This window comes from Glaciimonas sp. Gout2, from assembly GCF_035018905.1.
Classification (GTDB): domain Bacteria; phylum Pseudomonadota; class Gammaproteobacteria; order Burkholderiales; family Burkholderiaceae_D; genus Glaciimonas.
This window is the reverse complement of the sequence record NZ_JASJXA010000009.1, coordinates 72123-94169: the sequence shown is the minus strand read 5'-3', so window position 1 is coordinate 94169 and position 22047 is coordinate 72123. Positions and strand designations below refer to the sequence as shown.

Sequence of the window (22047 nt, the reverse complement as noted above, 5' to 3'; positions counted from 1 at the left end):
CAAAGCGATGTCGCATAATTAGATCGGTCGATTATCATCACGATTGATGGCACGTCGTTGCGGTGCCAATAACATCCAGCTAAGCAATGGCCATAAAAGCATGCTGACCAGGCTTTCCGTAAAAAACAACCAGCCGGGAAATTTGCCACTGATAATCAGACGCAAAACGAGTTGCACCGCTTGCGTCAACAAGAGTAACGGTAATATGTGGAGAGCCTGACCCAATGGCGAAAACCATAATACGCGCCGATGGATCATGATTGCGAAATACGAAAGTAGTGTGTACGCCAATGCATTTTGCCCCAACAGCGTTGCATCATGCACATCAACCAGCAATCCCATGCAGAACGCGATAACGATGCCGATCTTGCGTGGCTGATGAATGCTCCAGAACACCAATACCAATGCAACAAAATCAGGCACACCCGGCAACTGGCCCCAAGGCATCAGGTTCAGAAAAAAAGCCAGCAGTAACGTCATCCCGATAAAAAGCGGATTAGCAGGCAATAAAATATAGTGTGGGCGACTCATCGGCTACGTTCCTGCAATTTTTTTCGCGCAAGCTCGGCCTTCGCATCGCGGGCGGCATTCTTCATCGCATCTTTGTTCGCTTCTTTGTCGGCTTCACTCGCCGCGTTTGCTGCTTCTTGCGCTTTTTCTCTAGGGCTGTCAGTCAAGCGGCGCTTGCTCAGCGTATCGACTTTTCCACTACTCGGTTTGACAATATCATCCGGGCGCGGTGCCGGTTTTGGATCAACCAGCAAAATCAGTAGTTGTCTGTGGCGGTCAATCCCGGCCGCAGGTGCGCAGACGATATGTGCAAATGCATCGGCAGATTTATTTTCAACCAAAACCACTTTCGCGACGGTCAAGCCGGGCGGATACACGCCGTCGATGCCCGAGGTCACCAATACATCGTCTTTTTTGACATCTGCATTGGCCGCCATAAAACGCAAATCGAGAAATCCGGATTGACCGCGACCATACGCGACACTTCGCAAACCATTCCGTAAAACCTGCACCGGAATAGCCTGATCTTTATCAGTTAACAATGTGATTTCAGAGGTAAAAGGAAATACGCGAGTGACCTGCCCAACAATGCCCGCGTCGTCAATGACCGGCTGTCCGGTAAGAACGCCCTGCTGGGAGCCACGATCAACCACGACCTTGCGCGTAAAGGGATCACGCGCGTCATAAAGAATTTCACTCATTACCGATTTCACTGCCAGCTGTTGTTGCGCACCCAACAACTTACGCAACTGAACATTTTCTACTGCCAGCAATTGCGCTTGTTGCAATTGCTGCGCACGCGATGCCTGTACGGTACGCAATTCTCGGTTTTCTTTTTCTACCGACGACAATGTCGAGAAATAATCGATCATCCGATAGGTAGCATCACGCGGCATGAGCGCTACGGCCTGGACCGGATAAAGCACGGTACTGACTGCCTGTCGCAGAAGGACGAGCGCATGCAAACGCGCGTCGACGATCAGCAGCGTGAGCGCCAGCAACGTACAAACAATCGCCTTTCCGCGTGCCGAAGCACCTTGCTTAAAGAGGGGAGGCGGGCTGTATTCCATTGATGGCAAACAGGTTATTGGTGACTAAATTGAAGAAAAATGCACTAAAAATGATCGCCTGACGAGAGTATCAAGCGAGCCGCAAACAACTGCGGATCACCGAAAATCACCCCAAATAATCAAGGACGACCACGGAGCACCGTGGCTGTTCGCCCATCGACACGAAGGGCCGAGTCCGGAAAAAACCGTCTCAGCCATCGTTGCACTGCCTTAAATCGAAAGCCGAAGCATGAAGATATGGCAGCACACCCTATCTAGGTGAATTACTCGTACGAGAAAATCGATCCCAGCTTGTCCATCCGTTCCAGCGCCATGCCAGAACCGCGCACCACGCAAGTCAATGGGTCTTCGGCAACGATGACCGGCAAACCGGTCTCTTCCATTAACAGGCGGTCCAAATCACGCAGCAAAGCGCCGCCACCCGTGAGCATCATGCCTTTTTCGGCAATATCCGCACCAAGTTCCGGAGGCGTCTGTTCAAGGGCATTTTTTACTGCAGAAACAATGTTATTGAGCGGATCAGTCAGTGCTTCCAGGATTTCGTTGCTGGAAATAGTGAACGAACGCGGAATACCTTCCGACAAGTTGCGCCCTTTTACTTCCATTTCTTTCACTTCAGAACCCGGGAATGCAGAACCGATAGCTTTCTTGATTGCTTCCGCGGTTTGTTCACCGATCAACATGCCGTAGTTGCGACGGATGTAATTAACAATAGCCTCATCAAACTTGTCGCCACCAACGCGTACTGAGCCTTTGTAGACCATGCCGCCCAATGAAATGATACCGACTTCGGTTGTGCCACCACCAATATCGACCACCATTGAACCAGTCGCGTCAGAAACCGGCAAACCTGCACCGATTGCTGCAGCCATTGGCTCTTCAATCAGGAATACCTGAGAAGCGCCCGCGCCCAATGCCGACTCGCGAATTGCACGGCGTTCAACCTGTGTAGAACCGCAAGGTACGCAGATAATAATCCGCGGCGAAGGCCTGAACATCTTCGTATCGTGAACCATGCGAATGAACTGTTTAAGCATTTGTTCGGTGACAGTGAAATCGGCAATAACGCCGTCTTTCATCGGCCGGATCGCCTCGATATTGCCAGGAACCTTACCCAGCATTTGCTTGGCTTCGCGCCCTACCGCCTGAATTGTTTTTTTACCATTGGGACCGCCTTGTTGGCGGATAGCAACCACAGAGGGTTCGTCGAGAACGATGCCTTTGTCACGTACATAAATAAGCGTATTCGCGGTACCTAGATCAATCGCCAGATCGTTCGAGAAGTAACTGCGTAAAAATCCAAACATGAATTGTCCTGATGCGCAACAATGGTGCGCCTAAGCGTTTTATAAGGGGAATCTATTATCAGCGCATGGCCTTCTTCAGCGCTCTTTAAAAATCAGTTAACCGGCCCAACCCTAAATATGACACGTTTAACAACGCATTATAGTTGCAATATTTGCAACCACATTCTTGGCCTAAGCTGTTTTCCGAGTGTTTTTAAAGCAGCACCTCTGCGACATGCGGCATGGACCCGACATTCTACCTTATAATTTGAAAGACATTGATCGACAAAAGGCTAGAAATGCTGGCCTTTTACAAAGCTTTAAGAAGTTTTATCGACATTAAAGACCTTCATACAACACTTTCAGCAGCGCATTTTGCGCCACCAAAACATATGTCTCTAGCCCTTTCCGACGTTAAACGTATTGCCCATCTCGCCCGCCTTGAGCTGACCGAAGACCAGGCCACGGCCACCTTAGATAAACTAAATGGCATTTTTTCATTGGTGGAACAGCTAAGCGCCGTTGATACCACGGGTGTTGAGCCGTTAAGTCATCCGATTGCCGCGCTGCAGACAGATCTTTCATTGCGCCTGCGCGACGACGTTGTTACCGAAACCAACCGCCGCGAGGATTACCAACGCACTGCACCAGCAACCGAGGACGGCCTCTATCTCGTTCCAAAAGTCATCGAATAATTTTCTTTAAAGAAATATAACGCACTCGAGTGATAAATAAATTAATTAATTCATTTAATTATTTATCTGCAATAACCCAATAACCCAATAACCACTATTCACTAACGTCAGGCGCGCTATTTTCGACGCATCATGGAGCGACCATCCGTGCATCGAAAATATAATAAAACGGCAAACCGGTGCCATTTGCGCAACACTCACCGGCAGAAAACCCTAGGAAATATGAATTGCTGAAAACACATCTTTTGTCCGTATCTTACGATTAATGCAATTAATTCGGACGATGTGCAGCGAATGAATCATTCCTTATTTACCCGGCAAGTTTCCATCACATGCATACAAAAACTCTTAAACAACTGTCGATACTGCTTCACGATAAGAAAATTTCTTCTGTGGAACTGACTACACAATTTTTGGCACGTATTCAGCAAAGTGATCTCAATGCTTTTCTGCACGTAGACCCCGAGTTGACCTTGCAACAAGCGCGCAACGCCGACCAACGGCTGGCTCAAAATAACGCCACACCCTTGACCGGCCTACCGATCGCGCACAAAGATATTTTTGTCACGCGTGACTGGCGTTCCACTGCCGGCTCCAAAATGTTGGAAAATTACGTCAGCCCTTTCGATGCAACCGTCGTGTCGCATTTTAAAGATGCCGGCATGGTGCACCTGGGCAAGCTGAACTGCGATGAATTTGCGATGGGTTCATCGAACGAAAACTCCCATTTCGGCGCCGTTAAAAACCCTTGGGATAAAACCGCGATTCCGGGCGGCTCATCAGGCGGTTCGGCAGCGGCTGTGGCCGCAAGATTAACGCCAGCGGCCACCGCAACCGATACGGGCGGATCAATCCGTCAACCCGCGTCGCTATGCGGCGTCACGGGCATCAAACCGACCTACGGAAGCGTATCTCGCTTCGGCATGATCGCCTTTGCTTCGTCATTGGATCAGGCCGGGCCCGTCGCTCAAACTGCAGAAGATTGTGCTTTGTTACTCAATGCGATGGTTGGATTTGATCCGCGCGACTCCACCAGTCTGGAGCGCCCAAAAGAAGATTTTACTCTTGGCCTGAACGACGATATCAAAGGTTTGCGAATCGGCATTCCAAAAGAATATTTTAGTAGCGGCCTCGCCCCCGACGTTGAACAAGCGGTGCGCGCAGCCTTGAGCGAGTACGAAAAATTGGGTGCCGTTCTGGTCGATATTTCACTCCCGAAAACTGAACTATCAATTCCCGTGTATTACGTGATTGCGCCAGCCGAAGCGTCGTCCAATCTGAGTCGCTTCGATGGCGTCCGCTACGGACATCGCGCAGCCGATTACAAAGATCTGGCCGATATGTATCAAAAATCGCGTGCTGAGGGATTTGGCGAAGAAGTCAAACGTCGTATTCTTGTAGGTGCCTACGTGTTGTCGCACGGTTATTACGATGCCTATTATTTGCAAGCGCAAAAAATCCGTCGCCTGATCGCAGAAGACTTTCAAAAGGCACTAACTGGCCCTAACCGTTTATGTGACGTCATCATGGGCCCCGTATCACCTACCGTAGCGTGGGATTTAGGCGCGAAAGCGAATGATCCTGTGGCGAATTATCTAGCCGACATTTATACCTTATCGAGTAGTCTGGCTGGCTTGCCAGGCATGTCGATTCCATGCGGTTTTGGGCAGGGAGCAAAAAATGCGCAGCGTCCGGTTGGATTGCAGATTATCGGAAGCTATTTTGATGAAGCGAAGCTGCTTAACGTTGCACACCAATATCAACGCGTAACCGACTGGCATTTGCGGTCGCCCAACTAACCGAAACGAGAAATTCGCCATGCGCGTCATCCACACCTGTTTGCACCGCTATTTTGTTACGATGCTGATCCTACTGGCCATAACGCTACTGTCGACATCCGTGTATGCGCAAGAATTGCAGACCAAATTTGGCTGCAATACGACCCATACTGAAGGCGGTGAAAAAGTTATTTTGGCCGACGAAGGCGAAATACATTTGGATGGCGCCAAGATAAAAACTTTTCGCTGGGAGTCGGATCAGTATCGGACGATGCACGGTTTCGATTGCAGCGTGGATGAAAGCGACGAACCGGTCGCCGAAGTCACCCAGAGTGGCGATAAACCGGGCTGGCGTGTCACCCTAAAAGATCCAGTGGCGGCACGAGATCGACGTGGTTTTGATTTTTATAATCATGGCAAAAACTGCAGTATCCGCTTGCAACGCGATGGTGACACGTTAAGCATTAAACCGAGCTGTCCGGCGTTGTGCGGCTCAAGAGTAAATTTTACGGAATTGTCGGTAAATTTAAAAACCGGCACGTGCCGTCACGAAGAATAAACACAGCATTGTGCGCGATTGCCTGAGTTGGCGACACTTTCAATATGGTCAATAAGGCCCATCGCGCACGTACAGAAAAGAAACGAGAAAATTATGCAATGGGAAGTCGTAATCGGTCTTGAAACGCATGCACAGCTTTCGACCAAATCAAAAATTTTCAGTGGCTCCTCTACGCAATTCGGCGCTGAACCCAATACCCAGGCCAGTCCGGTCGATCTGGCATTACCCGGTGTATTGCCGGTTCTTAATCGTGGCGCCGTTGAGCGCGCTATCCAGTTTGGTCTGGCGGTCGATGCGGTCATTGCGCCACAATCCGTTTTTGCACGCAAAAACTATTTTTATCCGGATTTGCCTAAAGGCTACCAAATCAGTCAGTTTGAGATTCCGGTTGTACAAGGTGGCAAGGTGTCGTTCGTGATGGAAAAAGACGGAAAGAGCGAAATTCGCTCGGTTCAGCTGACGCGCGCGCATCTGGAAGAAGATGCAGGAAAATCGCTCCACGAAGACTATCAAGGCATGACCGGTATTGACTTAAATCGTGCCGGCACACCATTGCTGGAAATCGTCACCGAACCAGATATGCGCAGCGCAACAGAAGCGGTTGCTTACGCCAAATCATTACATGCATTAGTCATGTGGCTGGGTATTTCTGACGGCAACATGCAGGAAGGCTCTTTCCGCTGCGATGCCAATGTTTCGGTACGCCCGGTCGGACAAAAGGAATACGGTACGCGGCGTGAAATCAAAAATCTGAACTCGTTCCGCTTCCTTGAAGAGGCGATCAATTACGAAGTTCAGAACCAAATCGAAACCATTGAAGACGGTGGCACGATTCGCCAGGAAACACGCCTCTACGACCCTGATAAAAAAGAAACACGCTCAATGCGCAGCAAGGAAGATTCGCAGGATTATCGCTACTTCCCGGACCCTGATTTGCCACCGCTGGTCATCTCCCGGGAATGGGTCGAACGCGTACGGGCGACCATGCCGGAATTGCCGGGAGCGATGCGTGAGCGTTTTATGCGCGAATATGGTCTGTCGGACTACGATGCAATCGTCTTGACCCAATCGAAGGCAATGGCCGCGTATTTTGAAGCGGTGGTAACCATAGCGGGCAAAGACCAGGCCAAACCGGCTGCTAACTGGCTGATGGGCGATATCTCATCGACACTTCACCGCGAAGACGTCGATATCAGCGTCGCACCGGTCAGCGCGAGCCAATTTGCGTTGCTGCTGCAACGTATCGCTGACGGCACTATTTCCAACAAAATAGCCAAAGAAGTGTTTGCCGCAATGTGGGACGCAAAAGCTTCTCAGGATACGTTGGCTGATGAGATCATCGATAGCAAAGGTCTGAAGCAGATTTCGGATAGCGGCGCGTTAGAAAAGATCATCGATGATGTATTGGCCGCCAATACCAAATCGGTTGAAGAGTTCCGGTCCGGCAAGGAAAAAGCATTTAATGCGCTCATCGGTCAGGCGATGAAAGCCAGTAAGGGCAAAGCCAATCCTACCCAGTTGACAGAATTATTGAAACAAAAACTGGCATCGTAGACGCTGAAAAAAAGGTCGGGGCTAATCACGCAATCAGGTCAAAAGGTATACCGCCCCGACCTGATTAGGCTCAATCAAACTTGCCGCACTCGCACATGGCTCTGCTACCCATACAAAACGCGTCATCAGCGATTCGAGGCGGTTGACTGGCTAACGGTTAGCGCCCGGTAACGCGCTAACGTTTCATCAAATTTAACATTGATTCCGGCGGCTTCTTTTTGATGCGCATTCAAGCTGGTTTTACCGCTCTCTAAAGCATGCTGCGCATCGTCGATACGCCATTGGACGTTGCCGGGAAGCTTTCTATTTTTATAGAATTCTGTATCTGCCTGCGCCTGCTTCAATTGATTTTCTGCATCCAATATAAACGCTTGATCGCGTTTAATCATATCTTGCGACAGACCAAGGTAATAACGCCGCGACGCTGCGATATCACCCTCGCTACGATAGCGCGCCATCAATGCCCTATCTTGCTGGCGCTGCTCTTCCACCACTGCAACCGCTAAGCGACGCTTATCTTCCAGCAGTTGCTGCTGCCGTTTTTGTTCAGCATTGAGTGGCGCGGGGATTTCGCGCCGTAACAAACCGGTATTACTGAGTTCACGCATCGCCCGATCAGCACATTCTGGCATAGGATGATCAGAAGTCATCGTCCGTCCTGCGGAGTCCTTGCAAGTAAAAATCTGGCTGCGCACTGGCAACGGCAACGCACAAATAACACCTATAAAAATCATCGTAAAAACAGTCAGACAAGGCAAACTCAATGCACTTGTGAAGCTGTGCATTCGTTGTGCCATTAGTCGCGTTTTTAGTTGAATCTTTACGCTTGAATTCATGCGCTTATCCGCAAATTAACGCCGCCAGTCAGTGTGAGCCCATTTTGCATTACATCGCCTAGCGCTAGCTAACATTCATCCCGCCAACCAATCCATTTGGGTACTATCCTGGCAACCAAGGTTTGCCTCGAACAGATAGCAATGAACGAACATATACGCCAACTGTGGCGCATGATGGAGTCAACATTTTTTATAATCAGTTCACGCCATAACGCGTACGATAAGAAGCCACTGCGTCTTTATATTGCGCCAACTGCGGGTCCGCACCGGCAGCCGAAATATACGTCAGCAAATCGTTTAAATTGCCTATTGAAATCACTGGCAATCCAAATTCTCGACCCACTTCTTCCACTGCTGACTTCTCGGAAAGCGCATCGTCCTTACCTGAGCGCTCCATCCGGTCCAGTGCGATCAGGACCGCACATGGGGTTGCACCGGCAGCGCGGATCATCGCTACTGATTCACGTACCGAAGTACCGGCCGAAATGACGTCATCGATAATGACTACGCGCCCTTCCAACTTGGCCCCAACGATAGTGCCGCCTTCGCCATGATCCTTGGCTTCCTTGCGGTTATACGAAAATGCTACATTGCGGCCTTCGGCAGCCATTGCGACTGCCGTTGCCGACGCCAGCGTAATGCCTTTATAAGCGGGACCGAACAGCATGTCGAACTCAACCCCGGAGTCCAGCAAAGTGCGGGCGTAAAACTGCGATAACTGCGCCAGCGTTGCGCCTTCGTTAAATAATCCGGCGTTAAAGAAATAAGGCGAAGTGCGCCCCGCTTTGGTCACAAAATCACCAAACCGCAGAACGCCCGAGGCGACAGAAAACGCAATAAACTGCTGACGTAAATTATTCAAGATAGTTTCCAGACGGTAAGCATGCAGATTAAAATAACCAATTCGGTGACAAATTTTGTCGCTTTCATACAGAAATCCGACACATCGCATCATTTTAAATGGTGTTCACGCCAACGGGTAATCAATTGCAAACAACGTGCCCACGTAGATTTGCGCTCGAGCAACTCTGCGTAAAAACGCCAAATTCAGACTAACGCAACTTAGGCACTTTAACGTTATTCATTATCCAACTCTTCTACCAGACAGTTGATCTAGGTTCGCAAAAATATAAAGCGTCGTTTTCAAGTGTGAACAAAACGACAATTTATCTGACTAACCCGATATCTCCCGATTTTCGGTACACTATCGCCTATGCCGCTTTCTTCTTCCCCCGAAATAATCCAGCGTGGCAACGAACCGTATCAGGTCACTTTTGACGCCATGCGCGCCTTCACTGACGCCCGCACCTCCGACACCGCCGATCAGTTATGGATCGTCGAGCATCCGCCCGTATTCACGCTGGGGCTTGCTGCCGATCCGGGCCATGTTCTGGCACCGCATGCCATTCCGATCGTACAAACTGATCGTGGAGGTGAAGTCACTTATCATGGCCCCGGTCAGGTAATTATCTATTTACTGATCGATTTGCGCCGAAAACGCACAGAAAGCCGTCTTTTTGCACGTGAATTTGTCCACGTCATTGAGCAAGCGGTGATCGAGACCCTCGCAGCGTATAATCTTGCTGGTGAGCGCAAATCCGGCGCACCCGGCATTTACATGGCCGATGGCCCATGGCAAGGTGCTAAGATCGCAGCGCTCGGGTTGAAAATTCGCGCCAGCGGCTGCACATATCATGGCGTCTCGCTCAATGTTGCGATGGATTTGACACCATTTTCCTGGATCAATCCGTGCGGCTACGAAGGCTTGGCGACGATCGATATGAAAACGTTGGGGACTGATGCGGCGTTATCTGCAGTGCAGTTAGCACTCGCTCACATACTGATTGAACGCCTCGGTTGATGCTTCACCAAAGAAGATTACTTAGACTATGACTACAGAAACTACTCCACTACACGTTGTTGATACTGCTAAAGCTGCCCTCGCCCCTAATACTGGTGCTATTCCGGCCGCGCCCTATAATCCGCTAGAAAAGCAAAAAGGTGCCAGCAAAACTGCGCGCATTCCAATCAAAATCATTCCGATTGAGCGCCTCAAAAAGCCGGACTGGATTCGCGTCAAGGCGGCATCGCCGACCACACGCTTCTATGAAATCAAAGATATTCTGCGCGCCAACAGCCTGGTGACGGTCTGTGAAGAAGCCAGTTGTCCCAACATCGGTGAGTGTTTCGGTAAGGGCACGGCAACCTTCATGATCATGGGTGATAAATGCACCCGCCGCTGCCCGTTCTGCGACGTCGGCCATGGCCGTCCTGATCCGTTAGATGTCAACGAACCCGAAAATCTGGCAAAAACCATTGCCGAATTACGCCTGAGTTATGTTGTCATCACCAGCGTTGACCGCGATGATTTACGCGATGGCGGTGCAGGCCATTTCGTCGAATGTATCCGTCGCGTCCGCGAATTGTCACCCAACACGCGGATTGAAATCCTGACGCCTGACTTCCGCGGCCGCATGGACCGCGCACTTGAAATCCTCAATGCAGCTCCCCCGGACGTCATGAACCATAATCTGGAAACTGCACCGCGCCTGTATAAAGAAGCGCGTCCGGGTTCGGATTATGATTACTCGCTCAATTTACTCAAACGTTTCAAGGCGCTGCATCCAAAGGTTCCGACCAAGTCCGGCATCATGGTGGGATTGGGCGAAACGGACGAGGAAGTATTGCAAGTAATGCGAGATCTGCGCGCGCATGACGTTGACATGCTGACGATCGGCCAGTATTTGATGCCAAGCGGCAACCACTTGCCAGTGCGTCGCTACGTGCATCCTGATACGTTTAAAATGTACGAAGAAGAAGCGTACAAAATGGGGTTTGTCCATGCTGCGGTCGGCGCAATGGTGCGTAGTTCGTATCATGCGGATGAGCAGGCGCACGATGTTTTGGCAGCAATGCCAAAATGAATGATGCAAAAAAATAATACGATTACATCGAAAAGCATCCAATAACGGTTTGCTTTTCGAAATATGTTTCTACGCTGCACCATCTCGCTTGCTGGATACGCTGAACTAAAGCGTATTCAGCATTCCAACATTATTCCCTATGCACGATTCCATCAGCCGGTTCTTTGTCTGAAGTGTTTACCTGTGCGCCGGCTAATCGATCTCACACCCAACTTAACGGTTCATCAAGAAATATAAAAGAAACACATTAACGACTAAAAGCACTAGCGCGGTAGGCAACTGGGCCTTAATTACAGCGTTTCGATCCGGCAACTCCAGCAACGCTGCCGGTACGATATTAAAGTTCGCTGCCATGGGCGTCATGAGCGTGCCGCAATAGCCGGAGAACATCCCGATTGAGGCCATTACGGCTGGATTTGCGCCATATACGCCGACCAATACCGGCACACCGACACCGCCAGCCATGACCGGAAACGCAGCAAAACCGTTGCCCATCACCACCGTGAAAAGCGCCATACCAAACACGTACACCATGACGGCGACAAATTTATAATCCATATTGATGTACGACGTGGTGATATGCGCGACCGCCTTGCCGACACCGGCGTCAGAGAACACCAAGCCGAGCATTCCCAGCATTTGCGGCAACACTACCGCCCAACCCAGCGCTTCGGTCAGGCGTCGCGATTCCCGCATCGATTGCGCAGGCGTGTCATGTGTCAACCAGCAAGCCAATCCCAGCGCGACGATACAGCCTATTCCGAGGCTGACGAGCGTGGTATTTTTCGGGTCTAGCAAAAAGCTGTCACCAAATTTGACGTTGTGCAGCAGTACCGTACCAATGACCGTTACGATAGGAATTGCTAAAGCAGGAACAAATAATTTATTCCCGAGCCGACCGGCACTGGCGCGCCGCGCCGCATCCGGAAGCTCAACATGTTTACCAGCCCCGACCCATCCTAAACCGGCGATCAACGCCATCAAAATCACGCCCAGTCCGACCAGTGCTGGTGGCAAACGGTCACCAATCAAAAAAGCTGCCGCAAATAATCCCCAAAATAAACCACTAGACCAACGACGTGGGTTGCTGCTGTCGCGTAACGTCATCACAGCAGTAATGGCGAGAATCACACCAACCAGATAATAAAGATAAGTAACTGAAATAATCATGACTTAGTTCCGTCCTGGTTGCTCGTCGGCGCTGATGTGGCGGTCTTTGCATGCGGTTGATAATTCATCTCCCTATCCAGCGCGGCGTCTAATCGCGACAAGCGATAGCCGTGAATAATGAAGGCTGAGATCGCGGTGGGGATACCCCACAACGCAATATGTAGCGGTTCGACGTCGATACCAGCCTCATGCAGAAAGGTGGACATCAAGACGATTGCACCAAAGGCTACAAAAATATCTTCACCAAAAAATAGGCCGATATTATCCGTGGCGGCAGCATAAGCACGTAACTTGAAGCGTACAGCATCGGTCAGTTTGCCATAACGGGTTTCGGCGGCCCCTTCGGTCATCGGAGCCAACAGCGGCCGCACCATCTGCGGATGACCACCCAGACTAGTCAAACCGATAGCGGCAGTCAATTCACGCGCGGCCAGATAAACGATCAATAAACGTCCAGCAGTCGCCGACTTGATACGCCCAATCCAGTTTTGCGCATGCAAGCGCAAACCGTGCCGCTCAAGTAGTCCGATGATGGCCAACGGCAGCAGGATGATTAAAGGTAAATTACGGGTCTTGATAAAACCAGTGCCGATTTCTGCAAGCACCTGTTCGGCCGGAAACTGTGCAGCGACCCCGGTCACTATCGCGGCAACGGCGACCACCAGCATGGGATTGAAGCGCAGGATAAAACCCGCAATGATCACAACGACGCCGATTAAAGGCCACAAACTGACTGCAGAGTGCATATATTTCCAATATTAAGATTGCTAACTGGTGCGTCGTTGATGCTTCTGGTGCGGATTACTTTAGTAATGGGAATAGCGAAAAATCGTCTGTCACGGAGGCAATCTCCGGCCCGCGTCGGGCAGTCACGGCAATACCCTCTTGCGCCAAATAAGCGCGAATGCGCTGAGCAAAAGCCAATGCATGTGCGCCATCGCCATGTAAACATACTGTATCCGCTATCAACGGAACCCAACAGCCGTTTATCGCCTGCACCTTGCCATCACGGACCATGCTGATTGTTTGTGCCAGCGCTTTCTCTTCATCCTCAATCATGTCACCCGGTGTGCCGCGCTTGACCAGGCTGCCATCAGCGTTATATCCACGGTCGGCAAAAACTTCTTCAACCGCCACCAGGCCCGCCTTTCTAGCGGCGGTAATCAACGCGCTATTGGCCAAGCCAAACAATGCCAGAGCGGGATCAAAATCACGAACCGCTGCCACAATCGCAGCGGCCAATTTGGGATCGCGCGCAGCTTGATTATATAGCGCGCCATGCGGCTTGACGTGGACTAACCGCGCACCTTGTGCTTCCGCAATCGCAGCCAGCGCGCCGATCTGGTAAAGCATGCCACTGTAAATCTCTTGCGCTGGCAAATGCATCTCGGTCCGACCAAAATTATCGGGATCAGGAAAACTAGGATGCGCACCAATGGCAACGCCATACTGTATCGCCCATGCAACCGTTTGCTGCATCAACACTGCTCTGCCGGCATGCCAACCGCAGGCGATATTGGCGGAACTGATCAATGCGAGCAAGGCCTGATCGCTGGCACCACCTTCACCGAGATCAGCGTTCAGGTCAACGTTAAGGGCCACATCTCGCGTTTGAGAAGAATGATGCGTCAACGGCATCGCAGAAGTCTCCGTCGAATCAGGCAATAAAGTGGACGTAGAAATATCTGCCAAATTTACCTCTTTTTTTGTCGTCTTCTTCATCAGTTACTCCTTCATTTTCGCGTCATTTTTTTTCCGGATGCAGCCACGTCATGGCCCTATCGATTTGCTCCAGATATAACGTTTCATTAATGAGCTCCTGGCGAGCTTGTTCGGCATTACACTCAATAAACTGTAGCGTCCGATTAAAGCGAAGCTGTGCAAGCTTGGGAATATCAGCGGCGATGACGACGCCTATTTTTGGGTAGCCACCGGTGGTTTGAGCATCGGCCATCAAGACGATTGGTTGACCTGCTGGTGGTACCTGAATGACGCCGGGAAAAACGCCGTGCGATAGCATATCAACGCTCTTTTTAGTCTTCAACTCCGGCCCCGACAAGCGAAATCCCATACGGTTACTTTGCGGAGTGAGTGTCCATACGCTTTTCCAAAAAGCACGTTGTGCCGCCACCGAAAACAGCGCATATTCCGAACCAGGAATTACCCGAATCTGCATTGGTTGTGCGTACTTCGATTCTGTGTCCAAGTCGTACCAATCGGGTGCGCGAACGCCAAATCGAGGGGCGCACCGGATAGGTGACGAGGCCGGATTCGGCACCGCCATCGTCAATTGATCTCCATCCAAAAGTGCTCGGCCACAATGGCCGCCAAATCCGGCAGACATATCGGTCGAACATGAACCCAGCTGCAAAGCAACATCAAGTCCACCTGCGATGGCAATATAGGCACGCATACCTTTTTTTGCCGAATGCAATTTTAAAGTCTGACCCGCCCTGACCGGAATACTCCAACATGGCCCAACGCTTCTACCGTCAAGTGTCGCCGCAAAATCAGCACCGCCAACAGCAATCCGTGTGTCAGCAGTGAAGCGCAATACGCAAGGACCGAGCGTGATTTCCAGCCCCGCGGCATCAATTGCATTACCGACCAACTTATTTGAAATAGCGAGCGCGATGCGGTCCAAGGCGCCCGACTGACAGATGCCCAAATGCCGAAAGCCGCTGCGCCCCATATCTTGGATGGAGTTCAAGCGACCAGCGCGGATGACGTCAATCATGATAAATCCCCACTAGCCACAAAGCGCACCCGGTCACCGGGTTGCAACAGTGTTGGCGACGCAGCGGATGGATCGAATAACCGCACATCCGAATGACCAATTAACTGCCATCCACCGGGCGATGCGGCGGGATAGATGGCAGTTTGGCTGCCGCCAATGGCGACCGAACCGGCGGGCACAACTAAGCGTGGCTCACGGCGACGCGGAGTAGCTAGCAACGGATCTAGTCCACCCATGTACGCAAAACCAGGTTGAAAACCAAGGAAAAAAACGACGTAATCAGCAGCTGTGTGGCGCCGGATCACTTCCGCTACGGACAATCCGGTATGTTCTGCAACCGCTGTTAAATCAGGACCGCGGTCTCCGCCGTACACTACAGGAATGTCAATCTGACGACCGCTCTTAGTGACAGCTGTCGATTTATTCCAGGCGGTTAATAATTTGTCTGCCAGATCATCGAAGTCAGCAATCAATGGGTCAAACAATATCGTCAAATTATTCATCCCAGGGACAACATCACGAACGTGCGGCCACGCGTTTGCTTTAGCCGCAATGGCCCACAAACGCTGCTGGCAATCCAGTGTTGCGCTGACTGCAACGCTGCCGATGCCGCCGACAGTTAATGTCAGGGAACCTTCGCCCAAAAAATGAATTTCCGCCTGATCCAGGGTCGGTTGAAGCTTGGACTCGGTCATCTCGCTTATTTCCTTCCACACGCTACAAAGCGGTGCATGATGGTGATGGATTAAGTCAAGTTAAGCGACTTAAACAGTAATTAGCATAAAGAAGCTAGCAATATCGGCCATCAAAAATAAAATGTCAATAAATTGTATGTAAATAGATCATAAATCGTATTCAAATCATCATCTTCGAACCATGAATCCTTGGGCAAATTCACGTCTTCATCAATAAATCAAGACACTGAAAAGCAATTCTCAATTAGCATGCAAACGAAGCCTCTTTTATGTGCTTAGCGATTGTTTCATAATAGCAACTATACGGCACATACTGCTTTTAGACTAATCTCGCGTAGATTCATAGATTGTTTTTTATTTAATTTTGACGCCTTCAAAGGTGTACCGGGACACAACATGAATACCCCATCAAAAATACTGTCATCGGCGCATCTGGCGTCGGAAAGTACCTCAGAGTTATCTGAACTTGAATATGCGTTAATTATTGCTGGCAATGCTTTTAACCGCTGGATGGCACGTTGCATGGCGGCGGCTGGCGTAAAAGATATGACACCAATTGAGGTGTCTTTGTTGCATCATGTTTGCCACCGCGAGCGCAAAAAAAAATTAGCCGATATTTGCTTCGTACTGAATATTGAGGACACGCACGTTGCTAGCTATGCGCTAAAAAAATTGGTTAAAACGGGCTTGGTAGCGAGCGAGAAAGTCGGCAAAGAGGCTTTTTTTTCGGCAACTGAGAAAGGCTATGCACTAGCTCAGGCATACCGTCAAGTGCGAGAGGAATGCCTCATTCCACTGCTATCGGATACCGGCTTATCGAATCAAAGCCTGGGCGAGACGGCTAAATTGTTACGAACGGCGTCGGGGCTATACGATACGGCATCGCGCGCGGCGACTTCACGGTAAATCAGTCGACAAACAAAAAGGCGCATAGAAAATCCATGCGCCTTCATTATTTGATTTGCGATCTTGCGATCAAGATCATCAATTGATCATGCTGCTAAGGCCTTATCGAGCAATTGATGCAGCTCAGCAAAAGAGGGCTCGCCCACATAACGCTTAATAATATTGCCTTTTTTGTCGATGACAAAAGTAGTCGGTGTCAGTTTGACGTCACCAAATGAATTAGCAATCTTATCGTTGGTATCTAACGCTACCTGAAACGGCAAACCGCGTGTTTTCACAAAATTCAGGACATAGTTTGGGGGATCGTAGCTCATGGCGACCGCCACAAAATCCAAACCCTGGGCTTTATATTTATCGTAAGTTGCCACCATTTTAGGCATTTCACCGACACAGGTAGTACAACTAGTGGCCCAGAAATTGACCATCACAACTTTGCCACGCAAACTCTTGAGAGAGACCTGCTCGCCTTTCAAATTCGTGAAACTGACGTCCGGTGCAGGATTTTTATGCGAAAGCGACAGCATGACAAACAAGCCTGTTGCCACAATCACGATCGCGATTGCAAGCTTTATCCAGAGCGGCTTGCGGGGTGCGGCGTCTACTTGAGATTGCATAAATTATCCAATACCGATCAGGCCAGAAGACCTTCATTATAGTCATCTGGCTAGCGACTTGCTGAAGTAGACGCAAGGATTGCCAATCGAATAACAATCTAACGCGTTACTTGCCCAAGAGGGAGCAAAAAGAATCGAAGAATTAGCCTTGCCATATCGAGCCAATAATCTTGGCCCCTGCCATCCACATGCATAGTCAGAAACCCCATTCGGCAGCTTACGTTCACCCAAAAAATCGAGATCACTGCAAGACTTACTCATATTGCTTTCATAGCATCAACATTAACAATCTGGCGCTTTGGTCAGCGCGGGTGTCGGTTATTGACCAGCCCGCGCTGCCAAACGCTATCCATCAATTTTTTAGCTTTTTATTGCTATTTTTGTTACTTTTTTATTTCTGAGGTGCCGACGACAACTGCGTCAACTCTTCTTCCGTCATGTACTCAAAGGCCTTAACGACTTTTTGCACACCATCAACGCCGGCCGCGATTTCCGCCGCACGCTTGGCTTCACGTTCGGTCGCCTGGCCCATTAAGTATACGACCCCACGCTCAGTGACGACTTTGACCGCATTGCCAAAGACATCTTTTGCGTCAAGCAAGGAAGCTTTGACCTTGCTCGTAATGTACGTATCGTTAGAACGTTGCCCAAAAGATGATGGCTCAGCGACTACCAATTCATTGAGGACTGAATGCACACCTTCGATTGCTTTCGTCTCTTGTTCTGCGGCAACTTTCGCAGCATCATCGCGCACTTCGCCGGTTATCAATACGCGGCGATTGAAGCTGGTCACATTAATGTGACTTGGCTCTCCGACGATACCGACAATGCGTGACTCGGCTTTAATAGCAATCGTTTTATCATCGGTTTGCGCACCCAGCGTACGACGATCAGTTGCCGCAAATCCTCCGACTACCGCGCCGCCAAGCAACAATCCGACACAACCTTGCACGCTCATCGCTACCGCGCCGCATAAAGCTATTGTCATCAACGGACGTCGTAACGTATTCCAACGACTTTGTGCACTAATCATTCACATCTCCTCCGAATAAAGCGACATCGATGCCGTCGCATAAGCAATGAATTGTCAGCAGGTGTACTTCTTGAATGCGCGCGGTACGATCATGCGGCACGCAGATATGGACATCTGCATCGGTCAATCTTTGATTTATGGCGCCACCACCTTTGCCCGTCAACGCCACTACCCGCATATCACGCTCAAGTGCTACGTCAATCGCCGCAAGGATGTTAGCGGAATTGCCGGATGTCGTGAAAGCCAGTAACACGTCACCCGCTTGTCCAAAGGCCTGAACCTGTTTGGAAAAAATCTCATTGTAACTATAGTCATTGGCGATCGCTGTAATGATCGATGTGTCCGTGCTGAGCGCCATTGCAGGCAACGGCAACCGCTCACGTTCAAATCGGCCGACCAGTTCTGCTGCAAAATGCTGACTGTCCGCAGCGGAGCCGCCGTTGCCACAGCAAAGAATCTTGTTCCCGTTTGACAACGCAGAAAACATTAGTTCAACTGCCGCTGCAATTGGTTGTACTAATTCCGCCGCAGCGTTGGTTTTGAGTTCGGCACTTTCTTGGAAATGCGCCAGGATACGTTGATTGATCATAATAGGCTGTTTATAAAAGAGTTAATTAGAGTAGCAGATTGGCCAGCATGGTTTCATTATTCGTGTTTCAGGTATCTTTTAGTCTGTGCGGCGCACTGCGAATCATCACGCGTCGAAAGCATTTTTTATCCATTCCATGACCTCTCCGTCGATGGCAATAACATCAAACCGGCAAGCCGGTGGTTGGCGATAACGCTGTAAAAAATGTTGCGCAGCGATAATCAGGCGGCGTTGTTTACTAGCGGTGACACTGGCTGCTGCCCCACCATGCCGTCGATCGGCACGCTGCCGGACTTCGACAAAAACGAGCGAAGCCGTCGCAGACGCCGATCCGAAAGCAACCCGGCGATGTGGAGAAGGCGTCACTTCTTGCAATCGTCCTTGACCCGTGCCGTCCAGCATAATCAGATCGATTTCGCCACCCTTGCAACTAAAATTTCGCTCAATCAGCGTAAGTTGACGATGCTGCAGATAATCTAATGCCGCGTCTTCTGCCAGTTGTCCACTAATTTGGCGTGTGCTGCGACGATCAGGTATTAGCAAATTTTTGAAAAAATTCATCGCCTAGTTTTCTTCGCTCGGATTCTTCACTTATTTTTTACATTTCTGCGCTTCAATCGGCTACCGTCGATTCCTGTAATCGGTGCCTTAAATCAGTTCCTATAGTTAGCGATCTTCAAGCGGTACAACGACGCCATCCTGATACGCCGCCGTTGGCTCGGTCCGCTCGAAAGCCGGAGTACCGACGCCAAAACCGATATTCAACTGACCCGTAACACCCCGAAGCTGAAAAGCGATATTTCGCTTGGCAATCTGGCGACTTACGTTAAAAGCGTCAATGCCGAGTGCATATAACCGTTCCAGATCCGCATTATGCGCCCCGCCTTCGCTCGCCACTCGCCGCGGATATAATCTAATGGCAGGATTTTCCGGCGTGAGTAGCCAAGGAATATCCAGCAATCGCACACCACTCAGTTCTGCCAAGCGCTTGCTATCACCGCCATTTAAAGAATTTAATTGAGAGATGCCATACATAGTCGTCTCTGGACCGACGGACGTGCGCACTTGCGAGGCTTGATCGGCGGTCAACGCGACAAATATTGCCCTCGGATTTTCAGTTTGGATACGTTGGTTGAGCTGATCCATAGCACCAGCGTTGGCGACGCCTTGCGTCATGCTGATCGTCATCACTTCAGTCACCAGTCCAGCACTGGCGGCCTGCTGCACAAAAGCACTAACGACGCGTCGTTGCCAACTAGCGGCGGTGGCAATCACAAACACTTTGCCCGGGCCTTGCTCTACACCGATCCAATCGGCAACCTGGCGCGCTTCAGCCTCAATCGACAAGCCAATAGGCAGCAATAACGGTGGCAATCTGGTCTCTTCGGCAGCGGATAAGTCCGGTTGCGTCAGGGCGACAGTCGGTTTGGTTATCTGCCCATTTTTGACGATGGCAGTCATCCCCGTACGCGATAACGGACCAACCAGAATATCGTAATGCGGACTCGCCGCAAGATAGGCAGCAAGCATGTCGGCTGGTGTATCAGTCGCCTCGATCACGGTAACGGCAAGACCACTTTTATCGCGCTCATAGGCAGCAAGAAAACCACTTCTTAATGCCTCCGCAGCACTTCCCAGCGGTCCCGAGCGCGTCGGTAATAACAAGGCAATACTCGCCAGTGGGATATGATCATCGCCGATATCATTGGCAACCTGCTCCACAACTGTTGTGTTTGCCAGCGCAGCGGGGGACAATCCGTGCATCATGACACCGGCCAACACAAGCAACAACGGCTTTGCCCATTTGTATAACATTGATAACTCTCCATGACTGAACATTCTGCCAGCAACCTTCTTACCTTACCGATTCTTTCGGAGGTTAGTCTGCAAACATATCCGCTGTCGACATTATATGTGCTTGCCACGCCAATCGGAAATGTCTGCGACATTAGTCTGCGCGCACTGCATGTCCTGTCGCTGGTTGACGCGGTCGCTTGCGAAGACACCCGAAACACGGCACATTTGCTCAATCGATATGGTATTTCCAAGCCGCTTCTGGCGGCGCATCAACACAACGAGCACGAAGCAGCAGAAAAGATCGTTGCCAGACTGCAAGCGGGCGAGCGTATCGCACTGGTTTCTGATGCCGGTACGCCTGGAGTTTCCGATCCAGGCGCGCGAATCGTTGACGCTGTTATAAAAGCTGGTTTGCGTGCCTTACCGTTGCCAGGACCATCGGCAGCTATTACAGCGCTTTCGGTTAGTGGCCTGTTGCACGATCAATTTCAATTTGTAGGTTTTTTACCAAGTAAAACGCGTCAACGAGAAACGGTATTGGCTAGTTTGGCCAACGTCGCGGCGACGCTGGTCTTGTATGAAGCACCACATCGCATCATAGAGACCGTTGATGCGTTGGTCCAAGCGTTTGGCCCAGTTAGACAGATCGTTCTGGCGCGTGAGTTAACGAAGCTGTTCGAGACCATACACCGCTGCCCTTTGGGAGACGCACCTACATGGCTTGCGGCAGATCCCATGCGCCAAAAAGGAGAATTTGTCATTCTCATCGACTCACCGCCGGTGGCAGTGGATGACGGTGCGGAAGGCGATCGAATTCTCAAAATTCTGCTGGCAGAACTATCCGTTAAGCAAGCGGCATCGCTGGCAGCGCAAATCAGCGGGCAAAAGAAAAACGCCTTGTATGACAGGGCGCTGGTATTAAAAGGGGCGCAGGAAAAAGGGGCGCAAGAGGCCGAGCTGTGATGCGCGAACAAGTTTGCTTATGCCATGGTTAATTTAGAAACTATTGATTAAAAATCCAACATAATCATGGACGTTCGGCATGTTGAATACTCGCCCGGGGTCATTTATTGTGATGATTATGAGGTTAATGGATTGCATAAAAAATCCACATTTTTATAGCCATACTGGCAAGATGGGCGACGTATTTTTGCAACGTTTAACCCTAGTTACTGGTTGGTATTCGGGTTCAAGCGTAGAATCCCGCAAATTGTGCAGTGCATCACAGCATGTAAAATCCGTTATTTTTCAGATAACAAAACGGGACAGACGCAAATATTAAGCACAAGACACA

Annotated in this window: 23 protein-coding genes; 8 read left to right on the top strand and 15 right to left on the bottom strand. The window is 50.2% G+C overall.

What is annotated here, in order from left to right; genetic code table 11:
- Positions 1–18: 18 nt before the first annotated feature.
- The 3 genes from mreD to QN379_RS08830 all read right to left on the bottom strand — a co-directional run bounded on the left by mreD (position 19) and on the right by QN379_RS08830 (position 2887).
- Positions 19–531 (bottom strand): rod shape-determining protein MreD, encoded by a 513-nt coding sequence (gene mreD, locus QN379_RS08840; RefSeq protein ID WP_322234957.1) that lies wholly within the window; start codon positions 529–531, stop codon positions 19–21.
- On the bottom strand, positions 528–1580 hold the full coding sequence (gene mreC, locus QN379_RS08835) for a rod shape-determining protein MreC (protein ID WP_322234954.1): 1053 nt from the start codon (positions 1578–1580) through the stop codon (positions 528–530). The genes mreD and mreC overlap by 4 nt, the downstream gene beginning before the upstream one ends.
- A 263-nt stretch (positions 1581–1843) precedes the next feature.
- Entirely contained in the window at positions 1844–2887 is a 1044-nt protein-coding gene (locus tag QN379_RS08830) for a rod shape-determining protein (RefSeq protein ID WP_322234952.1), read from the bottom strand.
- Between the two features lie 371 nt (positions 2888–3258).
- Here QN379_RS08830 and gatC point away from each other — a divergent pair, with 371 nt between their 5' ends.
- From gatC to gatB, 4 genes are all read left to right on the top strand, one after another.
- Positions 3259–3561, top strand: coding sequence for an Asp-tRNA(Asn)/Glu-tRNA(Gln) amidotransferase subunit GatC (gatC, locus tag QN379_RS08825; protein WP_322240352.1), 303 nt, complete (start codon positions 3259–3261; stop codon positions 3559–3561).
- 332 nt (positions 3562–3893) lie between these two features.
- Positions 3894–5360, top strand: a complete 1467-nt coding sequence (gene gatA, locus QN379_RS08820; protein ID WP_323506486.1) for an Asp-tRNA(Asn)/Glu-tRNA(Gln) amidotransferase subunit GatA — start codon at positions 3894–3896, stop codon at positions 5358–5360.
- Between the two features lie 19 nt (positions 5361–5379).
- Positions 5380–5898 (top strand): hypothetical protein, encoded by a 519-nt coding sequence (locus QN379_RS08815; RefSeq protein WP_322234946.1) that lies wholly within the window; start codon positions 5380–5382, stop codon positions 5896–5898.
- 93 nt (positions 5899–5991) lie between these two features.
- On the top strand, positions 5992–7452 hold the full coding sequence (gene gatB, locus QN379_RS08810) for an Asp-tRNA(Asn)/Glu-tRNA(Gln) amidotransferase subunit GatB (protein WP_322234944.1): 1461 nt from the start codon (positions 5992–5994) through the stop codon (positions 7450–7452).
- Between the two features lie 125 nt (positions 7453–7577).
- Here the strand turns inward: gatB and QN379_RS08805 are convergent, their stop codons facing one another.
- Both QN379_RS08805 and pyrE read right to left on the bottom strand, forming a co-directional pair.
- Positions 7578–8288: a hypothetical protein gene (locus QN379_RS08805; RefSeq protein ID WP_322234942.1), complete on the bottom strand. Its 711-nt coding sequence runs from the start codon at positions 8286–8288 to the stop codon at positions 7578–7580.
- A 196-nt stretch (positions 8289–8484) separates the two neighbouring features.
- On the bottom strand, positions 8485–9150 hold the full coding sequence (gene pyrE / locus QN379_RS08800; RefSeq protein ID WP_322234940.1) for an orotate phosphoribosyltransferase: 666 nt from the start codon (positions 9148–9150) through the stop codon (positions 8485–8487).
- 351 nt (positions 9151–9501) lie between these two features.
- Here pyrE and lipB point away from each other — a divergent pair, with 351 nt between their 5' ends.
- Both lipB and lipA read left to right on the top strand, forming a co-directional pair.
- Entirely contained in the window at positions 9502–10149 is a 648-nt protein-coding gene (gene lipB, locus QN379_RS08795) for a lipoyl(octanoyl) transferase LipB (protein ID WP_323506485.1), read from the top strand.
- A gap of 28 nt (positions 10150–10177) precedes the next feature.
- Positions 10178–11212: a lipoyl synthase gene (gene lipA, locus QN379_RS08790; protein ID WP_323506484.1), complete on the top strand. Its 1035-nt coding sequence runs from the start codon at positions 10178–10180 to the stop codon at positions 11210–11212.
- Positions 11213–11425: 213 nt separating this feature from the next.
- Here the strand turns inward: lipA and QN379_RS08785 are convergent, their stop codons facing one another.
- The 5 genes from QN379_RS08785 to pxpB all read right to left on the bottom strand — a co-directional run bounded on the left by QN379_RS08785 (position 11426) and on the right by pxpB (position 15787).
- Positions 11426–12382, bottom strand: coding sequence for a DUF979 domain-containing protein (locus tag QN379_RS08785; protein ID WP_322234934.1), 957 nt, complete (start codon positions 12380–12382; stop codon positions 11426–11428).
- Entirely contained in the window at positions 12379–13128 is a 750-nt protein-coding gene (locus QN379_RS08780) for a DUF969 domain-containing protein (protein WP_323506483.1), read from the bottom strand. The genes QN379_RS08785 and QN379_RS08780 overlap by 4 nt, the downstream gene beginning before the upstream one ends.
- Positions 13129–13183: 55 nt before the next feature.
- Positions 13184–14020 carry a 5-oxoprolinase subunit PxpA gene (gene pxpA / locus QN379_RS08775; RefSeq protein ID WP_322240349.1) on the bottom strand — a complete coding sequence of 279 codons (837 nt, stop codon included), beginning with the start codon at positions 14018–14020 and terminating at the stop codon, positions 13184–13186.
- Positions 14021–14126: 106 nt separating this feature from the next.
- Entirely contained in the window at positions 14127–15119 is a 993-nt protein-coding gene (locus tag QN379_RS08770) for a biotin-dependent carboxyltransferase family protein (protein ID WP_323506482.1), read from the bottom strand.
- Positions 15116–15787, bottom strand: coding sequence for a 5-oxoprolinase subunit PxpB (pxpB, locus tag QN379_RS08765; RefSeq protein WP_322240347.1), 672 nt, complete (start codon positions 15785–15787; stop codon positions 15116–15118). The genes QN379_RS08770 and pxpB overlap by 4 nt, the downstream gene beginning before the upstream one ends.
- Before the next feature lie 423 nt (positions 15788–16210).
- Between pxpB and QN379_RS08760 the strand changes: the two genes are divergently transcribed.
- Complete coding sequence (locus tag QN379_RS08760) at positions 16211–16720, top strand: winged helix DNA-binding protein (RefSeq protein ID WP_322234928.1); 510 nt, start codon at positions 16211–16213, stop codon at positions 16718–16720.
- 86 nt (positions 16721–16806) lie between these two features.
- Here QN379_RS08760 and QN379_RS08755 read toward each other — a convergent pair whose 3' ends face one another.
- From QN379_RS08755 to QN379_RS08735, 5 genes are all read right to left on the bottom strand, one after another.
- Positions 16807–17334 carry a TlpA disulfide reductase family protein gene (locus QN379_RS08755; RefSeq protein WP_322234926.1) on the bottom strand — a complete coding sequence of 176 codons (528 nt, stop codon included), beginning with the start codon at positions 17332–17334 and terminating at the stop codon, positions 16807–16809.
- Positions 17335–17725: 391 nt separating this feature from the next.
- Positions 17726–18367, bottom strand: a complete 642-nt coding sequence (locus tag QN379_RS08750; protein ID WP_322234925.1) for a BON domain-containing protein — start codon at positions 18365–18367, stop codon at positions 17726–17728.
- Complete coding sequence (locus tag QN379_RS08745; RefSeq protein WP_322234923.1) at positions 18360–18956, bottom strand: phosphoheptose isomerase; 597 nt, start codon at positions 18954–18956, stop codon at positions 18360–18362. Before QN379_RS08745 ends, QN379_RS08750 begins: the two co-directional genes overlap by 8 nt.
- A 105-nt stretch (positions 18957–19061) precedes the next feature.
- Entirely contained in the window at positions 19062–19517 is a 456-nt protein-coding gene (locus QN379_RS08740; RefSeq protein WP_323506481.1) for a YraN family protein, read from the bottom strand.
- A gap of 105 nt (positions 19518–19622) precedes the next feature.
- Positions 19623–20771 (bottom strand): penicillin-binding protein activator, encoded by a 1149-nt coding sequence (locus tag QN379_RS08735; protein WP_323506480.1) that lies wholly within the window; start codon positions 20769–20771, stop codon positions 19623–19625.
- Positions 20772–20783: 12 nt separating this feature from the next.
- Between QN379_RS08735 and rsmI the strand changes: the two genes are divergently transcribed.
- The gene (rsmI, locus tag QN379_RS08730) at positions 20784–21716 is read left to right on the top strand and encodes a 16S rRNA (cytidine(1402)-2'-O)-methyltransferase (RefSeq protein ID WP_322234918.1); all 933 of its coding nucleotides are present in this window, start codon (positions 20784–20786) and stop codon (positions 21714–21716) included.
- Positions 21717–22047: the final 331 nt, after the last annotated feature.

Coding starts and splice junctions, on each gene's coding strand:
- QN379_RS08805 (WP_322234942.1), bottom strand. CDS start 8,288: ATGAATTCAAGCGTAAAGATTCAACTAAAAACGCGACTAATGGCACAA.
- pxpA (WP_322240349.1), bottom strand. CDS start 14,020: ATGCCGTTGACGCATCATTCTTCTCAAACGCGAGATGTGGCCCTTAAC.
- gatA (WP_323506486.1), top strand. CDS start 3,894: ATGCATACAAAAACTCTTAAACAACTGTCGATACTGCTTCACGATAAG.
- QN379_RS08830 (WP_322234952.1), bottom strand. CDS start 2,887: ATGTTTGGATTTTTACGCAGTTACTTCTCGAACGATCTGGCGATTGAT.
- mreD (WP_322234957.1), bottom strand. CDS start 531: ATGAGTCGCCCACACTATATTTTATTGCCTGCTAATCCGCTTTTTATC.
- lipB (WP_323506485.1), top strand. CDS start 9,502: ATGCCGCTTTCTTCTTCCCCCGAAATAATCCAGCGTGGCAACGAACCG.
- QN379_RS08740 (WP_323506481.1), bottom strand. CDS start 19,517: ATGAATTTTTTCAAAAATTTGCTAATACCTGATCGTCGCAGCACACGC.
- mreC (WP_322234954.1), bottom strand. CDS start 1,580: ATGGAATACAGCCCGCCTCCCCTCTTTAAGCAAGGTGCTTCGGCACGC.
- gatC (WP_322240352.1), top strand. CDS start 3,259: ATGTCTCTAGCCCTTTCCGACGTTAAACGTATTGCCCATCTCGCCCGC.
- rsmI (WP_322234918.1), top strand. CDS start 20,784: ATGACTGAACATTCTGCCAGCAACCTTCTTACCTTACCGATTCTTTCG.
- lipA (WP_323506484.1), top strand. CDS start 10,178: ATGACTACAGAAACTACTCCACTACACGTTGTTGATACTGCTAAAGCT.
- QN379_RS08785 (WP_322234934.1), bottom strand. CDS start 12,382: ATGATTATTTCAGTTACTTATCTTTATTATCTGGTTGGTGTGATTCTC.
- QN379_RS08770 (WP_323506482.1), bottom strand. CDS start 15,119: ATGATTGACGTCATCCGCGCTGGTCGCTTGAACTCCATCCAAGATATG.
- QN379_RS08735 (WP_323506480.1), bottom strand. CDS start 20,771: ATGTTATACAAATGGGCAAAGCCGTTGTTGCTTGTGTTGGCCGGTGTC.
- QN379_RS08760 (WP_322234928.1), top strand. CDS start 16,211: ATGAATACCCCATCAAAAATACTGTCATCGGCGCATCTGGCGTCGGAA.
- QN379_RS08745 (WP_322234923.1), bottom strand. CDS start 18,956: ATGATCAATCAACGTATCCTGGCGCATTTCCAAGAAAGTGCCGAACTC.
- QN379_RS08780 (WP_323506483.1), bottom strand. CDS start 13,128: ATGCACTCTGCAGTCAGTTTGTGGCCTTTAATCGGCGTCGTTGTGATC.
- gatB (WP_322234944.1), top strand. CDS start 5,992: ATGCAATGGGAAGTCGTAATCGGTCTTGAAACGCATGCACAGCTTTCG.
- QN379_RS08750 (WP_322234925.1), bottom strand. CDS start 18,367: ATGATTAGTGCACAAAGTCGTTGGAATACGTTACGACGTCCGTTGATG.
- QN379_RS08755 (WP_322234926.1), bottom strand. CDS start 17,334: ATGCAATCTCAAGTAGACGCCGCACCCCGCAAGCCGCTCTGGATAAAG.
- QN379_RS08815 (WP_322234946.1), top strand. CDS start 5,380: ATGCGCGTCATCCACACCTGTTTGCACCGCTATTTTGTTACGATGCTG.